The sequence below is a fragment of the uncultured Pedobacter sp. genome (assembly GCF_913776295.1).
Lineage (GTDB): Bacteria > Bacteroidota > Bacteroidia > Sphingobacteriales > Sphingobacteriaceae > Pedobacter.
Window position 1 is genome coordinate 1 of the sequence record NZ_CAJYOJ010000064.1, and the last position, 16,655, is coordinate 16,655.

Here is a 16,655-nt window from a genome sequence, read left to right on the forward strand (position 1 = left end):
CCATCGTACTAAGATATTGATCATTTATCCGGCATCAAATATTGGCTTATCACTTTTTCTGTTTGGATAGGTTTGCCAGAGCCATTAAGGCAGGCATTCTCCATTTAAGTTCCGAAATCAGCGTGGCTGTAAAAATCAATCCTCCGCCGATCAATAAACGGGAGGTAATGGCTTCACCCAGGATAAAATGTGCTGCGAAGGCACCAAAAACCGGTTCAAAAAGATAAATGATTGATACCCTTTCGGCGCTAATGTACTTTTGAGCGATGTTTGATATGGTATACATATATGCGGTCGAAAATAATGCACAGAAAATAATACCGAACCAAAAGGTTTGCGTTTCAGGAATCCAGACCGTGTCTTTTTGAAAGAAGGCCAGTAAAAAGGTAAGTATGGCGCAGGTGGCGAACATGGGGACAATTGTTGGTACAATATCACCTTCTTTCGATTTCTTTTCAACCTGAATTAAATATATGGCAAAGCAAAAGGCACCGATAATGGTGTATAGATCGCCTATGCCAATACTTAATTTGCTGGTAACCGATATAACGAAAAGGCCGATAAGTGCTACGCAGGCCGCAATCCATATTTTCAGCGGTGCAGTTTTTCGGTAAATGATGAGTTTCATTAAAGGAATGATCACCACGGTTATCCCGGCTACAAAGGAGCATTGTGATGCTGAAGTATGGGTAATGCCCAGGGTTTGAAGGTAAATGCCCAATACAAGTGATACTGCCAGGCTTGCACCGGTTTTTATTACGGTTACATTAAGTTTTTTTACGTATTTCAAGAAAATTACCGATAAAACCACGGTGGCCAGGAGGAAACGATAGCATAAAAACAACAATGGCTGACCGTGGCCAATGGCGAGTTTGGTAACCGAAAAAGAAATGCCCCAGAAAGCGGTACCCAAAATCAGTAAAATCAGAAAAAGTGTTCTTTTTTCCATTATAATGTATTTAATTCGTTTGGATGAGCCAATTCTTTTTTCATTAACAGATCGGTTTGTTGATCGTTGCCGAGCCAGAACGCATGCTTACCGAAAGCTTTAAAACCGTTTTTTTCATAAAACCTTAATGCCCGGTGGTTTTCTTCCCATACCCCAAGCCATATGCAGGAAACCTGTAGTTCGTGAGCAATATCAATGGCTTTTTGATAAAGGGTTTGCGCTACTCTTTTACCATGAAATGCCATCAAAACATAAATCCGTTCAATTTCGATCGCATCTTCTATTGCTTCGGTTTGTGCTTCGCCAAAATTGATCTTTAAATAAGCCACTATATGCCCATCTACTAATGCAAAATAAAACTTTGATTCCCTATTATTAAGTTCTGTCCTTAGTTTTTCTGCTGAGAAACTGTTTTCCAGGTAGTCCCTCATATTTTCCGCTGTATTTACATTGGCAAACGTTTCAAAAAATGTCTGTCTTCCAATTGTTTGTAACTTTTGTATGTCGTTTGTGGTTACCTTTTCAATACTGATCTTCATGGCACGAATGTAATGAGTTGTTAAATGATTTAAAATGTTATTATTTCATTTATTAATGCATATTTTGCATTAATGGATATCCAACGAATCAAATATTTTTTAGCCCTTGCAGAGCAGCTTCATTATTGGAAAACCGCAGAGAAGGTGAGCATCACGCAGTCGGCACTTAGCCGCCAGATCCAGTCGCTTGAAAATGAGCTGGGTTTACAGCTTTTTGAGCGTAATAAGCGTAATGTGAAACTTACCCCGGCAGGTAAATTCCTGAAAGAAAAGTGGGAAATCGAATTAAATGAACTGGAATATATCCATCAATTTGCTAAACAGCTCCATTTAGGTGAACGTGGAACTATGACTATTGCGCACCCTGATTCCATATCCGCTTCGCTCATGCCCGATATGCTGGCGAAGATTACGCAGGCACTTCCCCAGCTCCAAATTAAGTTGGTGCAGGTTTTATATGAAAATCAACTGGATTTTCTGAAAAACTATAAGATTGACCTGGCCATCACGAGAGATATCAACAACGAACCGGGGATCAGGGCAAAAAAAATATATTCCGATCACCTTGCCTTGGTGGTTCCACTCGAACACTCTTTTAAAGTGTTTGAAGACCTATCTGCCGAAAGTCTGAAAAAGCAGAAATTTATACTGCCCACAAAAGATGAGGGAAGCAGTTATAGTGAGATCATCCAGGCGCTTTTCAAATTTTACGATTTTGCTCCGGATGTGTTTTTACACTCTGAGTTTGGTTCAACCATTATTGCACTGGTGAGAAAAGGCCTGGGCATAGCCATTTTACCCGATTCTTATATGCACCATCAAAGTCCTGGCTTGCGCTTTATCCCGCTACCATTTAAAACGGATTTATGGATCAATTGGCGGGCCGATGATCACAATCCTGTACTGGCCAATATTTTGAAACTTGTTTTTGAGGAATAGAAACTTAATCAAAAAAATATTTTATCGCAGTATATAATTTACATTTTACAGGCAAAAAAAGCCTTCAGTTTAAATAACTTTGTTTTTAAATGAAAATCGGAAACCGATTAAATTATTTTAAACCAAATAACTAAAATGCTTTTAATTATTCTTAACATTATTTTCTGTATCTCCTTTTTGGGCTTTGCTTATGTAAACCTTAACGATAACGACGCCTTCTTATGGGTGTCTATTTATTTAAGTGCTGCAATATGCTGCGGATTGGCGGCAGCTGGTAAATATTATCCTTTTGCTTACCTGTTTTTAACCGCTTTTTATTTAATTTATGCGGTTATTCTTTTCTTTGCAAAAGATGGCGTGCGCGACTGGATCACCAAGTACAGGCGTGAGAGCCTGGTGCAGAGCATGCAGGCTACCAAACCTTATATCGAGCAGACACGCGAATTTTTCGGTCTGTTGATTATTGCCGGCGCACTGTTGATCAATTATTTTGTTTCTGCGGGGCTAACCGCATAATAGCCATTTTGATATTTATTTAGGAGAGATGAGCATATGAAGGCCATAAACGAAATCATAGGAGCTGTTGTTAAAAATAATATCAGTGTAGAAGCCCAAAAATGGCTGGATGATTTTATACAAACTACAGATCAATCGGCACTATTAGCCAGGGTGTTCGTCATGCTGCCCCGTAAAACAGGTAAATTACCCGTTGCAATTTCTGATGACCAACAAGAGGTGCTGGATACAGCGGGGTTTGGCTATATTCGTAGCTGGACAGTTGATCGGTTGAGTCGCGTATGGTTGTTGGCCGGTTTGAAGATGAATGATAAAGAACTTTTATCTGCGGCCATTAACCGGTTATTTTTGTCGGCGGAGGTGAACGAAGCGGTAGCTTTATATTCAGCGCTTCCGTTTTTGCCTTATCCCGAAATTTGGATAAAGCGCTGTGCCGAAGGAATCAGGAGCAATATTGGTTCCGTGCTGGAAGCCATTATGGAAAACAATCCTTATGCGGCAGCAAACCTGGACGAAGCTGCATGGAACCAGCTGGTGCTAAAAGCTTTTTTTACAGATAAAGATATCAACCTGATTGTGGGTTTGGATCACCGCGCCAATCTGAAGCTTGCTTTAACCCTGGTAGATTATGCTCATGAACGCTGGGCTGCGGGTAGGGAAGTACATCCGCAGTTGTGGCGACTGGTGGGTAAATTTATCAATGCCGAAATTTTTGAAACCCTTAAAACCGGTTTGCAGCATTACAACCAGGTAGAGCAACGGGCCATTGCCTTGGCCATTTCGCAGTCTGATTACCAACCTGCAAAAGATTATATCAATACTTTTCCGGAACTTAAATTGGCTCTGGCAGATGGAAGCTTAAACTGGAATTCATTTTAACCTAAAAAAATAAGATCAAAATATGTGTTGTAGCAGTTCAATAGCAAGAGATAAAGCCTTGATGGGGGCGCCCGAAGCTTTCGATATCAGTGCGGTAAAGGGCATGAAGTTTTTCGACCCGCATGTACACATGACTTCGAGGACAACAGACGATTACCAGGCGATGGCCGATGCCGGCGTAGTTGCTTTGATAGAGCCCGCATTTTGGCTCGGGCAGCCTCGTACCGGACTGGATAGTTTCAGGGATTACTACAGCAGCCTGATTGGTTGGGAGCGGTTCCGTTCTTCACAATTTGGTATTAAACATTATTGCACCATTGGCCTTAATTCAAGAGAGGCCAATAACGAAAGCCTGGCCGAACAGGTAATGGAAATCCTGCCTTTGTTTGTTTATAAGGAAGGCGTAGTTGGCGTTGGCGAGATCGGTTTCGACGACCAGACCGCTGCGGAGGAGAAATACTACCGTTTACAGCTGGAGCTTGCTAAAGAAGCAGGTTTGCCTGTACAGGTACATACCCCACACCGCGACAAGAAAAAAGGTACCCAGCGGAGTATGGATATTGCTTTGGAACATGGACTCGATCCTTATAGTGTGATTATCGATCACAATAATGAAGAAACGGTAAAAGAGGTATTGGATAGAGGTTTTTGGGCAGCTTTTACCATTTATCCGTTTACCAAAATGGGCAACGAGCGTATGGTAGAAATTGTAAAACAATACGGTTCGGAGCGTATTATGGTAAATTCTGCTGCCGATTGGGGTATTAGCGATCCGTTGGCGGTGCCAAAAACCGCCGCACTGATGAAAATGCATGGGTTAAGCAATCAGGATATTGAATTGGTTACCTATGGGAACGCCATTAAAGCTTTTGCACAAAGCGGACAGCTTGATGAAGCTGACTTTAACGCAACGATAGACCTTACCGAGAAATTTGAAGGTAACACGATTTTACGTGGCGGACAGCAACCGAGAACAGACAAATCTTCTATTATTATAAGTTAAAGTATTGAAAAAAATAGTTGTCTATCTGCGCATGATGCGCCCGGCCAATATCGTAACCTCAGTAGCCGATATACTGGCGGGGATTGCCATTTCCGGTGTACTAAGCAATGGCTCTTCTATTCCCTGGGTATCTATTGTATTACTGGCAGCATCAACCGCTTGTTTATACGGTGGAGGAATCGTTTTTAACGACGTTTTTGATGCCGATCTCGATAAAATAGAACGTCCGGAAAGGGCTATTCCAAGTGGTATGATCAGTTTACGGCATGCAACCCTGTTAGGCGCTATCTTGCTGATTGCCGGAATCGCTCTAGCCTGCTTAAATAGCCTTACCTCGGGATTACTGGCGCTCCTGGTGGCTGTTTTTGCTTTGCTTTATAATAAATTTGGGAAACATCATTCCTTTTTCGGTCCGTTGAATATGGGGCTCTGCCGCGGATTTAACCTGTTGTTGGGAGTAAGTATGGTACCGGAAATGCTTTGGAATCATTATTATCTGGCCTTTATCCCGGTAATTTATATTTTCTCCATTACGATGACCAGTCGTGGCGAAGTTCATGGTGGTCATGCCAAAAACTTATATCTGGCCGCTTTTCTATATGCTGTTGTAATTTTGGCTATTGCTTACTTTGCTTTTATAAACGATAGGTTGGCCTGGTCACTTCTATTTTTGTTTCCTTTTGCCTTTATGATTTTCAGGCCACTTTTAAAAGCGATAAAAGAGCCTATCGGAAAAAATATCGGAGGGGCCGTAAAAGCCGGCGTCATTTCGCTTATCTTGATGGATGCCGCCTGGGCGGTAACTTTCGATGCTTTGATTCTGGCTTTTATCATAGCAGCTTTATTGCCATTATCTTTATGGCTTTCTAAATTATTCGCGGTTACTTAAACCGTTAAACACCACTTTAACAATTGTTATGGAACATTTACATCAATCCTTTACCGTACAATATCAATATAATATTTTCTTCACTTCATCGCTTTTTTTACCTGACAACGAATTGCTGAACAGCTTTTTGGTTAACTTAAATCCGGCTCTTGCTGTAAAGAAAATTCTATTTGTGATTGATGAAGGCGTAGCCAATGCACATGGAAAACTTATTGAAGAAATTAAAGCTTATTTTTTAAAACACAATAAAACCCAACTGGTTCAGGATATTCTGGTCATCCCGGGTGGAGAACAGGTAAAGAATAACACCAAATATTTTGATCAGGTGTTGGAAGCCATAAATATTCATGGCATAGACAGACATTCTTTTGTTGCCGCAATTGGTGGCGGAGCGGTGCTTGATATGGTTGGTTATGCAGCAACCGTTGCGCACCGTGGTATCAAACATATCCGGATTCCGAGTACGGTACTTTCGCAGAACGACTCAGGTGTTGGCGTTAAGAACGGAATCAATTATTTTAATAAAAAGAACTTTTTGGGTACTTTTTCACCACCTGTGGCCGTTTTTAATGATGAAGTATTGCTAAGCACCTTATCCGACCGCGATTGGCGTTCGGGTATTGCCGAAGCGGTTAAGGTGGCACTGATTAAAGATGCCGGATTTTTTGAATGGCTGGAAGCAAATGCTGTTGCACTTGCAAACCGCGATACCACAGCCATGAACTACCAGATCTGGAAATGTGCGAAACTGCATATAGAACATATCAGAAGTGCCGATCCATTCGAAAATGGTTCTGCACGGCCCCTGGATTTTGGCCACTGGAGTGCGCATAAATTAGAATACCTCACCAATTTTGAAGTGCGACACGGGGAAGCTGTGGCCATGGGAATTGCTTTAGATACCGTCTATTCCCATTTATCGGGCAGGATCAGTGCTGAAGATGCACAACGGGTGATCAATCTGATTCAGCAGCTTGGCTTTGAGCTCACGCACCCGCTATTGCAGGTTACTGAAGGGAATAGTCCGATTCTGGATGGCCTGGAAGAATTCCGCGAGCACCTTGGCGGCCAGCTTACCATTACTTTGCTTACCGGCCTGGGCAGTGGTGAGGAAGTTCATGAAATTGATGCTGAAATTTTAAAACAGGCCGCAGAAATTTTAAATCAACAGGTGGCTACTATCCAACATTAAGCGATGAAACTAAATTCGGGTCATTTAACCTTCTGTACCAATATTTATGCCGGGGAGAACTGGATGGCACATTTTGACGTGTTAAAGTCTAGTTTTCCAATACTAAAGGCAGAATTATCGCCAGATGCCCCAATGGGTATCGGTTTACGTCTTTCTAACCTGGCCAGCATCGAGTTACTGCAGCAAAATCATCTTCAAACATTTAAGCAATGGCTTGCAAAGGAAGGTGGTTACGTTTTTACCATGAACGGATTTCCATATGGCGGCTTTCACCATACCAGGGTGAAAGATCAGGTACATGCGCCCGATTGGACAACGGTAGAGCGGGTTGAATATACGCTCCGTTTGGCTGAAATCCTCTCGAAACTGCTTCCTGATGATATGGAGGGTGGCATTTCAACTTCGCCACTGAGCTATAAACCCTGGTTTAACGATTCAGAAGGCAGAAAAAACGCCACTGCTATTGCAACGGCTAATATTATAAAGGTAGCGGAAAACATACATCAGCTCTGCAGCCAAAGTGGCAAGGTCATCCATTTGGATATTGAACCTGAACCGGATGGTTTTCTGGAATCAGGGCCTGAATTTATCGATTGGTATGAAAATGTACTTTTACCCGCCTCAAATGATGAAGGTCTAATTAAAAAACACATTTGTTTATGTTATGATGTGTGCCATTTCGCCATCGGTTACGAACCACACACCGACATGATCAACGAACTGCGGCAAAAAGGCATTAAAATCGGGAAAATCCAGATCAGTGCGGCGCTGAAAGCTAAATTGCCGTCTTCTGACGCAGAAAGAGGCGCGGTATTGGATCAGCTTGCCCGATTTGATGAACCCGTTTATCTTCATCAGGTAATCGCCAAAAAAAACGATGGTGGTTTAATTCGTTATCCTGACCTTAAAGAAGCACTGGCAGAAGGTAAAAACCCTGAAGTTGAAGAATGGCGGGCGCATTTCCATGTGCCTATTTTTGTAGAGGACATGGGCCTGATCCAATCCACACAATCGGATATTACTGCGGTGTTGAACCTTCAGAAAACTAATCCCTTTACCAATCATTTAGAAGTGGAAACCTATACCTGGGAGGTTTTACCAGCTGCTTTAAAAGCACCCCTTAACGACTCTATCATCAGAGAACTGGCCTGGGTAAAAAAATTATTATAACTTAAGCATATGCATAAAACCGTTGTTATCGATATCGTAGCCCTATCCACCTCTGTAATAGGAAAACATACCCCTTTTCTCCAGAAATACATCGCTGAGCGCCACCTCACCACTATTGAACCTTTGTTGCCAGCGGTTACCACGGCTGTGCAATCAAGTTATCTGACGGGCAAATTCCCTTCAGAAAACGGTATTGTGGGTAATGGCTGGTATGACCATGAGGATGCCGAAATCAAATTCTGGAAACAGTCTAACAAACTGGTTAATGCTGATAAAATATGGGATCTGGCTAAAAAAGAAGACCCGAATTTTACCTGTGCCAATATGTTCTGGTGGTACAATATGTATTCTACAGTTGATTTTTCGGTAACACCGCGGCCTAACTACCTTGCCGATGGACGTAAACTGCCTGATTGTTATTCACAACCGGCCGAACTCCGCGACTATTTGCAGGCCAAGCTGGGGCAGTTTCCTTTGTTCCAGTTCTGGGGACCAGGTGCAAATATCAAATCCACAAGATGGATTGCAGATGCCTCGATGGAAACCGAGAAACTGCATCATCCAACACTTACCTTAATCTATTTGCCCCATTTAGATTATTGTTTGCAAAAGTTTGGCCCTGAGCTGGATCAAGTGAGTGCCGAGCTGAAAGAAATTGATCAGGTGGTAGAAGAACTCGTGCATTTTTATGAAAGCAAGGGTGCGCGCATCATCTTACTTTCTGAATATGGCATTGCACCGGTAAATCAGCCCATTCATTTGAACCGTTTGTTCAGAGAAAACGGCTTGATCCAGATCCGTGAAGAAAGAGGATTAGAATTGCTTGATGCGGGGGCATCGAAAGCCTTCGTAGTGGCCGACCATCAGGTGGCACATGTTTATATCAACGATAAAAATGTAACTGAACAGGTAAAAGCGCTACTGAAAAATGTAGCTGGAATTGATTTGATACTTGATAAAACAGCGCAGGAACAATACCATATTAACCATAAACGTTCGGGCGATCTCGTACTGGTTGCGAAAGAAAACAGCTGGTTCACCTATTATTTTTGGTTAGATGATGCCAAGGCACCGGATTATGCCAGGGTGGTGGATATCCACAAAAAACCCGGATACGATCCGGTAGAAATGTTTATGACCTCAAAATTAAGGGCAGGGTATAAGCTCCTGAGAAAAAAGGCAGGCTTCCGGTACGTAATGGATGTAATTCCGCTTGATGCTACTTTGGTTAAAGGATCGCATGGTGGCATTAATATAGCTGATCAATATAAGCCTGTCCTGGTTACTTCAAAAGCAATTGATAAAAAATTGCAGGCGCCAGATGTTTATCAGGTAATTTGGGATAGTTTAACTGTTTAAAAAATCACAAAAAATCGTGATTGCGGGAAGGCTTTTTCAGCCGACGAAGCCTGGCCTGCAGCAAACAGACAAACTTTATATTAAGGATTGCTTTCGTGAAAGATTGCTTGGTCGTTCCTCCTCGCAAGGACGACAGTTATTGGGTTTGCGGATTGAAAGGTTAGAATTTTTCAAATACATTGAAAGTTTGAAGACAGATATCCAATGGGTATCATTTCCGCAGCGGAGAACCCAAAGGCTCAGCAAAGCTGAATCTTTAACTTGGTCCAAAGATCTCACTACTACGCTTTGCTTCGCTCTAGATGACGCTGATTTTGGAATCTGTAATTGGTAGTATTTCAAATGACAGATATTTTGGTGTTTTCGATTAGTAAAGATCTTCGACTGGCTTTCCGTAGAAGTCCTTTGGACAGACTGACAATGTGTATACTTGTACTTTTTTAACCCCTGACCTCAAATTTATTATTTCCTTACAAATTTATACCCACATCCCTCAATACAGGGCGGATTAAGTTCCAGTAATTTTGCGGAGACACGGTATCTGAAGATCGTTGGCGTTTTGTGGGTTTTGCTGTAAACCTCCATTTTTACACTGTCTAAAATCCTAAATGAAAATAACTCTGGAAAGTCATCTCCCTCAAATTTACCAGCTTGATTTCCTGTTTTTTCCAGTCTAAGGTACTTGGCTGCATCGATAACTTTTGTTTACTTACCCTGTCCATTACCGATATCAAACAGGGTTTCGGTCAGTTTCCATTTTACATAAACTTCGCCCTGGCCATCATTCGCTGTTTTTTTGCACGAAGAACTAATGATAACTGCAACTGCTAAAAGAAGTAATATTTTTCTCATAACGTTTAATTTATGGCTTATACGGTAATGGACCCCAAAACGCTACCGGAAATCTCTATTAATTGTTGCTGTTTATAGCAACATCTCTAGTTATGTAGGTAAAAATGGTTCAGCTGGTCGGCCTGCTGTTTCGTATTCCGATTATCAGGGGGCGGAACAAGCTTGTATAGAATATGGTGGTCGGTTTGATTACATTAATAAGAGTATCAACCTTCATGTTGCCATTAAAGCCGGCATAACTTTCCGTTGCACATATTATTCCAGTCCGGCACTGAAATCTACTCCAAAATCAAAATCAAGAAGTACCGTTGGGTGCACTTTTAAACCGATGGCCAGTCTCATAATGGTAATGAAATTGGGGCTGGTTTCTCCGTTTTCATATTTAATGATATCTCCGGTGTTAACCCCACTTCTTTTGTAAAATTCGCGATAAGAAAGTTCCTGTTTCTCTTTTAAGGATTTTAAATGCTCGCCAAAGCTTTTCAGAATTATTTTTTCTTTCTCACTGATCATTTCATTGCTGATAAAAATACAATTGGCAATGTCTTTTATATTTTATTTAAAAATGTCATGCAATTACTTGACATTTGTCTTTTTTTTATTTAGGTTTACGTAACAAAAAAAATAGACTACTAAAAGGTAAAATTAAGAGTCTTGCAACCTCAAATCTCACGCCGTTGGAGCAAGACAGCAGATTTTATCCCATTTCTTATAGCGGAATTGCTATCTTTAGCTTTTCTAAAATAAGAGTGGGCTTCTGCTGTAATTCCATTTCAACGTAAGGCGTGAGAAACATTATGAGGTTATGGTTTGGGAAGCCCACTTTTCTTCTCTCCGGCAAGACTCATAACATAATGTTATGGGCAGGCAAAAAACAGATAGCATAATTGAGCAGATACTTACCAAAGTAAGTGCATGTTATTGTGCCATTTTATTTTCCCGCCTTTTTCAAATATTTCTATACCAGTCTCTGTCCAGTTGTCCATTCGATAGGCTTTATGCCTTGAAACCTAAAAACCCGGAATGATCTTTTGATAAGGCAGGCTAGCCTTGAAGGTTAATGAAAATTTAGGTTTTTTAATGATGATGGCCTGCCTTATTCCGCTTTGCAGAGATTATTTGATACGCCGGTAGTGCTTCTGTGCTAACGGGATATCTTATAAAAAATAAGTGGCTTGCGCTGCAATGGGATTGTTATGTCTAAATTTTTCGCTTAACACTGCTTTTTCCGCCAGACAGATTTCTTAATAACACTAATTTTTAAGTTCAAACCAACCCCGTCACGTCATCAAAAAATGAGATTCAATAATGCTTATTTGCCTCTTTTTTTCTTTTGCTGGGCTTTGTTGTACAGTCCGCTAGTGATTTGGTATGCTTTTGAACAAAATGAAAATTTGAAATCCGTTAATATGAGGGTCAGGCATCATGATGAGACGGCTGAGCGAAGGAGTTTTGATTGTTGTTCTTTTACTGATACATCATTCAGGTTTACAACCGGGCATGATCCTAAAGGTTGCAATTTAAGCGATGAAAACATTCCATTTGTTTTTTATAAAACTGATCAATGTGGAGCGCATAAGAAAAATTAGGTGGTTTCTGCCTGATTGCCGCATGCACGAAAGTTTAAACCAGACGAAAAGGGTGGTTTTGCTATTACATTTTGCAAACATTCTCTTTTTGGAATTGAATCTGCTGGCAGGACTTTCTTATTTAAATATCAACTAACCATTACAAAACCATTAGCAAAGATTTCGGTGTAGCATTTTTATCCTTAAAATGTTAAGCGGATTAACAAATTATCTGATGCCGGTACTCCTGATCCGCAAAACAGGTACGGCAAGCTTTAGCGCAGTTTTTAAAACTGCCTAAAGCCTTTTGAAATTCCGATTCAGGCTAATTAACTCAATTTTATGAAAGTATTTATTGCGACAGGCATGATGCTTGTTTTTTCAGTTTTTTTATATGCCCAGGGGCCACCAATGGCCTTAAATTTGGGTGATCGGGTGCCAGATGCTTTTTGGACCAACCCCAGAAATTTCATGGTGGATGGCAAGGTCGTGCAGAAGGATATGCAGCAATTTAAAGGTAAACCGTTGATTATTGATTTTTGGGCTACTTTCTGTATTCCATGTATTAAAGGGATGCCAGAACAAGAAAGGCTTTCCAGGCTTTTCCGGAAGGAGATCAATATCGTAAGCGTAACGACGGATAACGAGAAACAGGTTTCCACTTTTTATTCTTCAGAAAGAAATCCCATTGGCAGGGATTTTACTTCAATTGTAAATGATAAAGAGTTAAACCGACTCTTTCTACACAATAAGATTCCTCATTTGGTTTGGATCGATAGCCAGGGAATAGTAAGAAATACCACCGAGGGAGATGCACTATCGGAAGCAAATATTAAGGCAGCCCTATCTGGAAATTTAAGTGTATCCCCCTTAAATTACATTTATCCAAATACGGTTTTAATGATGAACCGGAATCCGGAGGGCATGCAATCGTTTAACCTGTTAATTAAAGGCAGAATACCAGGTATTTCGAGCTCAATGTTTCGCTCAAACGGGGCAAATACTGGAATGATCATTTTCAATCATCCGCTACGGTGGATATACAGTGTGCTGGCAAGGGGAGAATTCAGTTGGTTCTCGGATCAGCGTTTTAAACTTGATTTCGAGGATACAGATGGTTTTAATAATCCATCTTTAGATCCTGAAAATCTTTGGACTGTAGACTTATGGGTGCCAAAGGAAAAATCTGCTTCGTTAAAAAAACTGACGATGAAGTACCTGAACGAAAATTCGGGATTTTCGGCCTCAGTAAAAGTAATCAACACCGCGGTGTATAAATTAAAGTATTTACCATCAAAGGCTACCCGCCAGCTGAAAACAAAGGGTGGACGGCCAGCTAATCTGGGTTTTCATAAAGGATCGACATTTATCAACCAACCCATAACCCACCTGATAAATAATATTCAAGATTGTGCCTTTGTTAAATATCCGGTTTTGAACGATACCCAGCTCAGTTTTATGATTGATATGGAACTTTCAGAAGTGAAAGATATTGCAGCGTTAAATGCATTGCTAAACCCATACGGTTTATGGCTGGTAGCCGGTCGTCAGAAACTGGAAATGCTTGTAGTCAGTAAAACCGATAAAACAAATTAATATGAGATACATCTTATTTTTAACTGCTTTCCTCATTGCATTGAGCACAACTGCCCAGGAGAAATTAGCCGGCATAAAGGTTTTTAATGCAGAAGCGAAAACTCCTTTGGAAGGGGTGGTCCTAAAATTTACAACAATTAACAAAACCTTACTTAGTGATAGTGCAGGGAAGGTTTTGATTCCGAAATATACCGGGGCGTACACCATTGAAGTAGGCCACATGGGTTATGAAAAAACTTTAGTGAAACTAAATCTGCCCTTAAAGGCTGATCTGATCATTTACTTACAGCCTACAGTAAGGTTGCTGGACGAGGTACAGGTGCATACAGGTTACCAGACCTTGCCGAAGGAACGCTCTACAGGCTCATTTACCAATTTAGACAATAAACTATTGTCGCAACAGGTTGGGCCTAACATTATCTCCAGATTAGAGGCAGTTTCATCAGGGCTGATCGTTGACCGGTCTACCAACAGCGGTGGAAGGCTGATGATCCGCGGATTAAGTTCGATACAGGGGCCGAAAGCGCCACTGATTGTACTGGATAATTTTCCTTACGAGGGCGACATCAACAATATAAATCCCAACGATGTGGAAAGTATCACCATTTTGAAAGATGCAGCTGCTTCGAGTATATGGGGCGCGCGTGCTGGAAATGGAGTGGTGGTTATCACATCCAAAAACGGGCGGTTTAATTCGAAAGTCAAGATCGATGCAAATATCAATACCAGTGTCGTTCAAAGCCCTGACTTTTCCAGGTTAAAGCAGATCACTTCGGCTGATTATATTGATAACGAAATCTTTCTTTTTTCAAAAGGTTTTTATCAATCGCAAGTCAATAATGCTCAACAGCCAGCCTTAAGCCCCATTGTAGAACTATTGCTGAAAAAAAAGAACGGAACAGTATCGAATGATGACGCGCAGGCAGAGATTGACAGGTTAAAGTCGCTGGATGTAAGGGACCAGTATAAGCAGTATTTTTATTCAGCCGGATTAAATAATCAGGCTTCTGTTAATATCTCCGGTGGGCAGGAATCGTTTAAATGGTACTCGTCTGTTGCCATTGATGACAACAGATCGGTAACAGATGCTGTTTTCAGGAAGTTCAATTCAAAAATGAGCATGACTTACAAGCCCTATAAAAGCCTGGAGGTTAGCACCGGATTTTATTATACCAATAGTACTGCGCGCACAGGAAAGCCAGATTATGGCAGTATCGCTTCCATTTCTGGCAATCTTTATCCTTATGCAGAATTTGCGGATGCCAGTGGCAACGCCCTTGCCATTCCAAAGGAAAGGCGTGCATCTTATCTGAGTGGATTGGCAGGTGGCCTTTTGGGTGATTGGAGATATTATCCTTTAACGGATTACCAGCATGTTAACAACCAGATCAAGGTAGGAGACCTGCTTCTTGATGCCGCTTTAATGCAAAAATTACCTTATGGGTTTTCTGTTACGTTAAAATACCAATATGAAAACCAGGAACGGAAAAATCCGGTGCTTAGCGATGAGCAAAGTTATTTTGCCCGTAACTTGGTTAATGATTTCGCTCAATATGCAAACAATGTTTTAAGTTATAAGATACCGAAGGGAGGAATTCTGGATAATTCTTTCAACTCTTTACAGGTTCATAATCTGCGCGGGCAGCTAAACTATGGCCTAAGTACACCAGTACATGTGATAGCAGGATTTATCGGTGCAGAAACAAGGGCGTCGTCGGTTAACGGATTGTCTTCCAGGTTGTATGGTTTCAGGGATGATATTATTTCTGCGGGCGTGGTTGACTATACGACTGCATATCCCTCACTTGTTACCGGAAACAATTCATTTATACCAGACAGAAACGGAATCATATCTACAGATACGCGATTCGTTTCCGTTTTTTCCAATTTATCTTATTCCTATAAATCCAGATATACCGTTACCCTGAGCGGCAGAAGGGATGCCTCCAATCTTTTTGGGGTTAACACCAATGATAAATGGAATTTACTTTGGTCAGCAGGGTTACTATGGAACCTGTCAAATGAGCATTTTTTTAACAAAGACCTTTTCAGTTCGCTTAAGATCAGGGCAACTTATGGGCTTACCGGTAACATTGATCCAGCTATGACTGCAGTATCAACTATTGTTTATGTAGGAAACTCTTCCAATACCGGACTGCCATATGCCAGATTCAATACCTACTCTAATCCTTCCTTACAATGGGAAACATCCTCAATGACAAATCTGGGTGTGGATTTCTCGATGTGGAAAGACCGCTTGTCTGGTTCCCTGGAGTATTTTCATAAAAAGGGAAAAGATTTATTTGGTTTTGCGAGTCTGGATTATTCTGGTGGTGTAGGCCAATCTATTATTAAAAACGTGGCCGAGATGAGCGGGAACGGCTGGGAGATTCAGCTTAACTCCATCAATACGGAAGGCCGGTTGGTCTGGAAAAGCAGTTTTAATATAAGTGGTTACCGGGATAGGATTGATAAATATTTATTGACAAATTACCAGGGAAGCAACTTTTTAGGCATTGCAGGGGGACCTTCAATCTCTGGCGTAATTGGAAGTCCGGTTTACTCGATGTATGGTTACAAGTGGGGCGGCTTGGATCCTGCCAACGGCGATCCCATAGGATACCTCAATGGCAACACCAGTAAGGATTATAATTTAATTACCGGGCAGGGAACACAGCTTTCGGACATGGTTTATTATGGTTCTGCTGTGCCCAGGATATTTGGTGGCTTAGGCAACGGTTTTCATTATGGTAACCTCGAACTTAATGTTCACTTTAGCTTTAAGCTTGATTATTTTTTCAGGAGAAATTCCATTCAGTATGCTAATTTAAATATTTCAGGATTGGGGCATGCTGACTATAGCTTGCGCTGGAAACAGCCAGGCGATGAACTTAACACGGATGTACCTTCGCAAATATATCCGACAGTTAGTGCCAGGGATAATTTTTACCGGGGTTCTGAGGTGCTGATCACAAAAGGCGATCATATCCGCTTGCAGTATATCAATGTGGGTTACAGCCCAAAAATTCAGTCGAAGGTATTTAGAAGTTTTACAGTTTATGCTACCGTTTCGAATTTGGGCCTAATATGGGCGGCAAATAAACAGGGTTTAGATCCTGACTATGAAATTGGTCTAGCTGGTTTGGTACCTCCCAAAACATTTTCAGTTGGCCTTCGGACGAGCTTTTAATCTTAAATGAATTA

At 41.2% G+C, this 16,655-nt stretch carries 14 protein-coding genes; 10 read left to right on the forward strand and 4 right to left on the reverse strand.

Annotated features, from left to right (window positions below; translation table 11 throughout):
* Nucleotides 1–49 precede the first annotated feature (49 nt).
* Both QZ738_RS13775 and QZ738_RS13780 read right to left on the reverse strand, forming a co-directional pair.
* A complete protein-coding gene (locus QZ738_RS13775) occupies nt 50–949 on the reverse strand; it encodes a DMT family transporter (protein WP_293788337.1) in 900 nt (299 codons plus the stop codon).
* Nucleotides 949–1,488 (reverse strand): GNAT family N-acetyltransferase, encoded by a 540-nt coding sequence (locus QZ738_RS13780; protein ID WP_293788338.1) that lies wholly within the window; start codon nt 1,486–1,488, stop codon nt 949–951. Before QZ738_RS13780 ends, QZ738_RS13775 begins: the two co-directional genes overlap by 1 nt.
* A gap of 72 nt (nt 1,489–1,560) precedes the next feature.
* On the opposite strand from QZ738_RS13780, the gene QZ738_RS13785 reads away from it, so the two are divergent.
* From QZ738_RS13785 to QZ738_RS13820, 8 genes are all read left to right on the forward strand, one after another.
* Nucleotides 1,561–2,427: a LysR family transcriptional regulator gene (locus QZ738_RS13785; protein ID WP_293788339.1), complete on the forward strand. Its 867-nt coding sequence runs from the start codon at nt 1,561–1,563 to the stop codon at nt 2,425–2,427.
* Nucleotides 2,428–2,562: 135 nt separating this feature from the next.
* Nucleotides 2,563–2,943 (forward strand): transmembrane 220 family protein, encoded by a 381-nt coding sequence (locus QZ738_RS13790; RefSeq protein WP_293788340.1) that lies wholly within the window; start codon nt 2,563–2,565, stop codon nt 2,941–2,943.
* A gap of 36 nt (nt 2,944–2,979) precedes the next feature.
* Nucleotides 2,980–3,822 (forward strand): EboA domain-containing protein, encoded by an 843-nt coding sequence (locus QZ738_RS13795; protein WP_293788341.1) that lies wholly within the window; start codon nt 2,980–2,982, stop codon nt 3,820–3,822.
* 22 nt (nt 3,823–3,844) lie between these two features.
* The gene (locus QZ738_RS13800) at nt 3,845–4,825 is read left to right on the forward strand and encodes a TatD family hydrolase (RefSeq protein ID WP_293788342.1); all 981 of its coding nucleotides are present in this window, start codon (nt 3,845–3,847) and stop codon (nt 4,823–4,825) included.
* A gap of 4 nt (nt 4,826–4,829) precedes the next feature.
* Nucleotides 4,830–5,714 (forward strand): UbiA-like protein EboC, encoded by an 885-nt coding sequence (eboC, locus tag QZ738_RS13805; RefSeq protein ID WP_293788343.1) that lies wholly within the window; start codon nt 4,830–4,832, stop codon nt 5,712–5,714.
* Nucleotides 5,715–5,742: 28 nt separating this feature from the next.
* The gene (locus QZ738_RS13810) at nt 5,743–6,906 is read left to right on the forward strand and encodes a 3-dehydroquinate synthase (protein ID WP_293788344.1); all 1,164 of its coding nucleotides are present in this window, start codon (nt 5,743–5,745) and stop codon (nt 6,904–6,906) included.
* Nucleotides 6,907–6,909: 3 nt separating this feature from the next.
* A complete protein-coding gene (gene eboE, locus QZ738_RS13815; RefSeq protein WP_293788345.1) occupies nt 6,910–8,076 on the forward strand; it encodes a metabolite traffic protein EboE in 1,167 nt (388 codons plus the stop codon).
* 9 nt (nt 8,077–8,085) lie between these two features.
* Nucleotides 8,086–9,435 carry an alkaline phosphatase family protein gene (locus tag QZ738_RS13820; protein ID WP_293788346.1) on the forward strand — a complete coding sequence of 450 codons (1,350 nt, stop codon included), beginning with the start codon at nt 8,086–8,088 and terminating at the stop codon, nt 9,433–9,435.
* Between the two features lie 705 nt (nt 9,436–10,140).
* Here the strand turns inward: QZ738_RS13820 and QZ738_RS13825 are convergent.
* Complete coding sequence (locus tag QZ738_RS13825; protein ID WP_293788347.1) at nt 10,141–10,287, reverse strand: hypothetical protein; 147 nt, start codon at nt 10,285–10,287, stop codon at nt 10,141–10,143.
* Nucleotides 10,288–10,542: 255 nt separating this feature from the next.
* On the reverse strand, nt 10,543–10,800 hold the full coding sequence (locus QZ738_RS13830) for a helix-turn-helix transcriptional regulator (protein ID WP_293788348.1): 258 nt from the start codon (nt 10,798–10,800) through the stop codon (nt 10,543–10,545).
* A 1,397-nt stretch (nt 10,801–12,197) separates the two neighbouring features.
* Here QZ738_RS13830 and QZ738_RS13835 point away from each other — a divergent pair.
* Both QZ738_RS13835 and QZ738_RS13840 read left to right on the forward strand, forming a co-directional pair.
* Nucleotides 12,198–13,451 carry a TlpA disulfide reductase family protein gene (locus QZ738_RS13835; RefSeq protein WP_293788349.1) on the forward strand — a complete coding sequence of 418 codons (1,254 nt, stop codon included), beginning with the start codon at nt 12,198–12,200 and terminating at the stop codon, nt 13,449–13,451.
* Between the two features lies 1 nt (nt 13,452).
* Nucleotides 13,453–16,641, forward strand: a complete 3,189-nt coding sequence (locus tag QZ738_RS13840; protein ID WP_293788350.1) for a SusC/RagA family TonB-linked outer membrane protein — start codon at nt 13,453–13,455, stop codon at nt 16,639–16,641.
* Nucleotides 16,642–16,655: the final 14 nt, after the last annotated feature.

Bases quoted from the DNA above. Each gene is read 5' to 3' on its own strand.
- QZ738_RS13825 (WP_293788347.1), bottom strand. From the start codon at position 10,287: ATGAGAAAAATATTACTTCTTTTAGCAGTTGCAGTTATCATTAGTTCT.
- QZ738_RS13810 (WP_293788344.1), top strand. From the start codon at position 5,743: ATGGAACATTTACATCAATCCTTTACCGTACAATATCAATATAATATT.
- QZ738_RS13840 (WP_293788350.1), top strand. From the start codon at position 13,453: ATGAGATACATCTTATTTTTAACTGCTTTCCTCATTGCATTGAGCACA.
- QZ738_RS13780 (WP_293788338.1), bottom strand. From the start codon at position 1,488: ATGAAGATCAGTATTGAAAAGGTAACCACAAACGACATACAAAAGTTA.
- QZ738_RS13800 (WP_293788342.1), top strand. From the start codon at position 3,845: ATGTGTTGTAGCAGTTCAATAGCAAGAGATAAAGCCTTGATGGGGGCG.
- QZ738_RS13835 (WP_293788349.1), top strand. From the start codon at position 12,198: ATGAAAGTATTTATTGCGACAGGCATGATGCTTGTTTTTTCAGTTTTT.
- QZ738_RS13775 (WP_293788337.1), bottom strand. From the start codon at position 949: ATGGAAAAAAGAACACTTTTTCTGATTTTACTGATTTTGGGTACCGCT.
- eboE (WP_293788345.1), top strand. From the start codon at position 6,910: ATGAAACTAAATTCGGGTCATTTAACCTTCTGTACCAATATTTATGCC.
- QZ738_RS13795 (WP_293788341.1), top strand. From the start codon at position 2,980: ATGAAGGCCATAAACGAAATCATAGGAGCTGTTGTTAAAAATAATATC.
- QZ738_RS13785 (WP_293788339.1), top strand. From the start codon at position 1,561: ATGGATATCCAACGAATCAAATATTTTTTAGCCCTTGCAGAGCAGCTT.
- QZ738_RS13820 (WP_293788346.1), top strand. From the start codon at position 8,086: ATGCATAAAACCGTTGTTATCGATATCGTAGCCCTATCCACCTCTGTA.
- QZ738_RS13830 (WP_293788348.1), bottom strand. From the start codon at position 10,800: ATGATCAGTGAGAAAGAAAAAATAATTCTGAAAAGCTTTGGCGAGCAT.
- QZ738_RS13790 (WP_293788340.1), top strand. From the start codon at position 2,563: ATGCTTTTAATTATTCTTAACATTATTTTCTGTATCTCCTTTTTGGGC.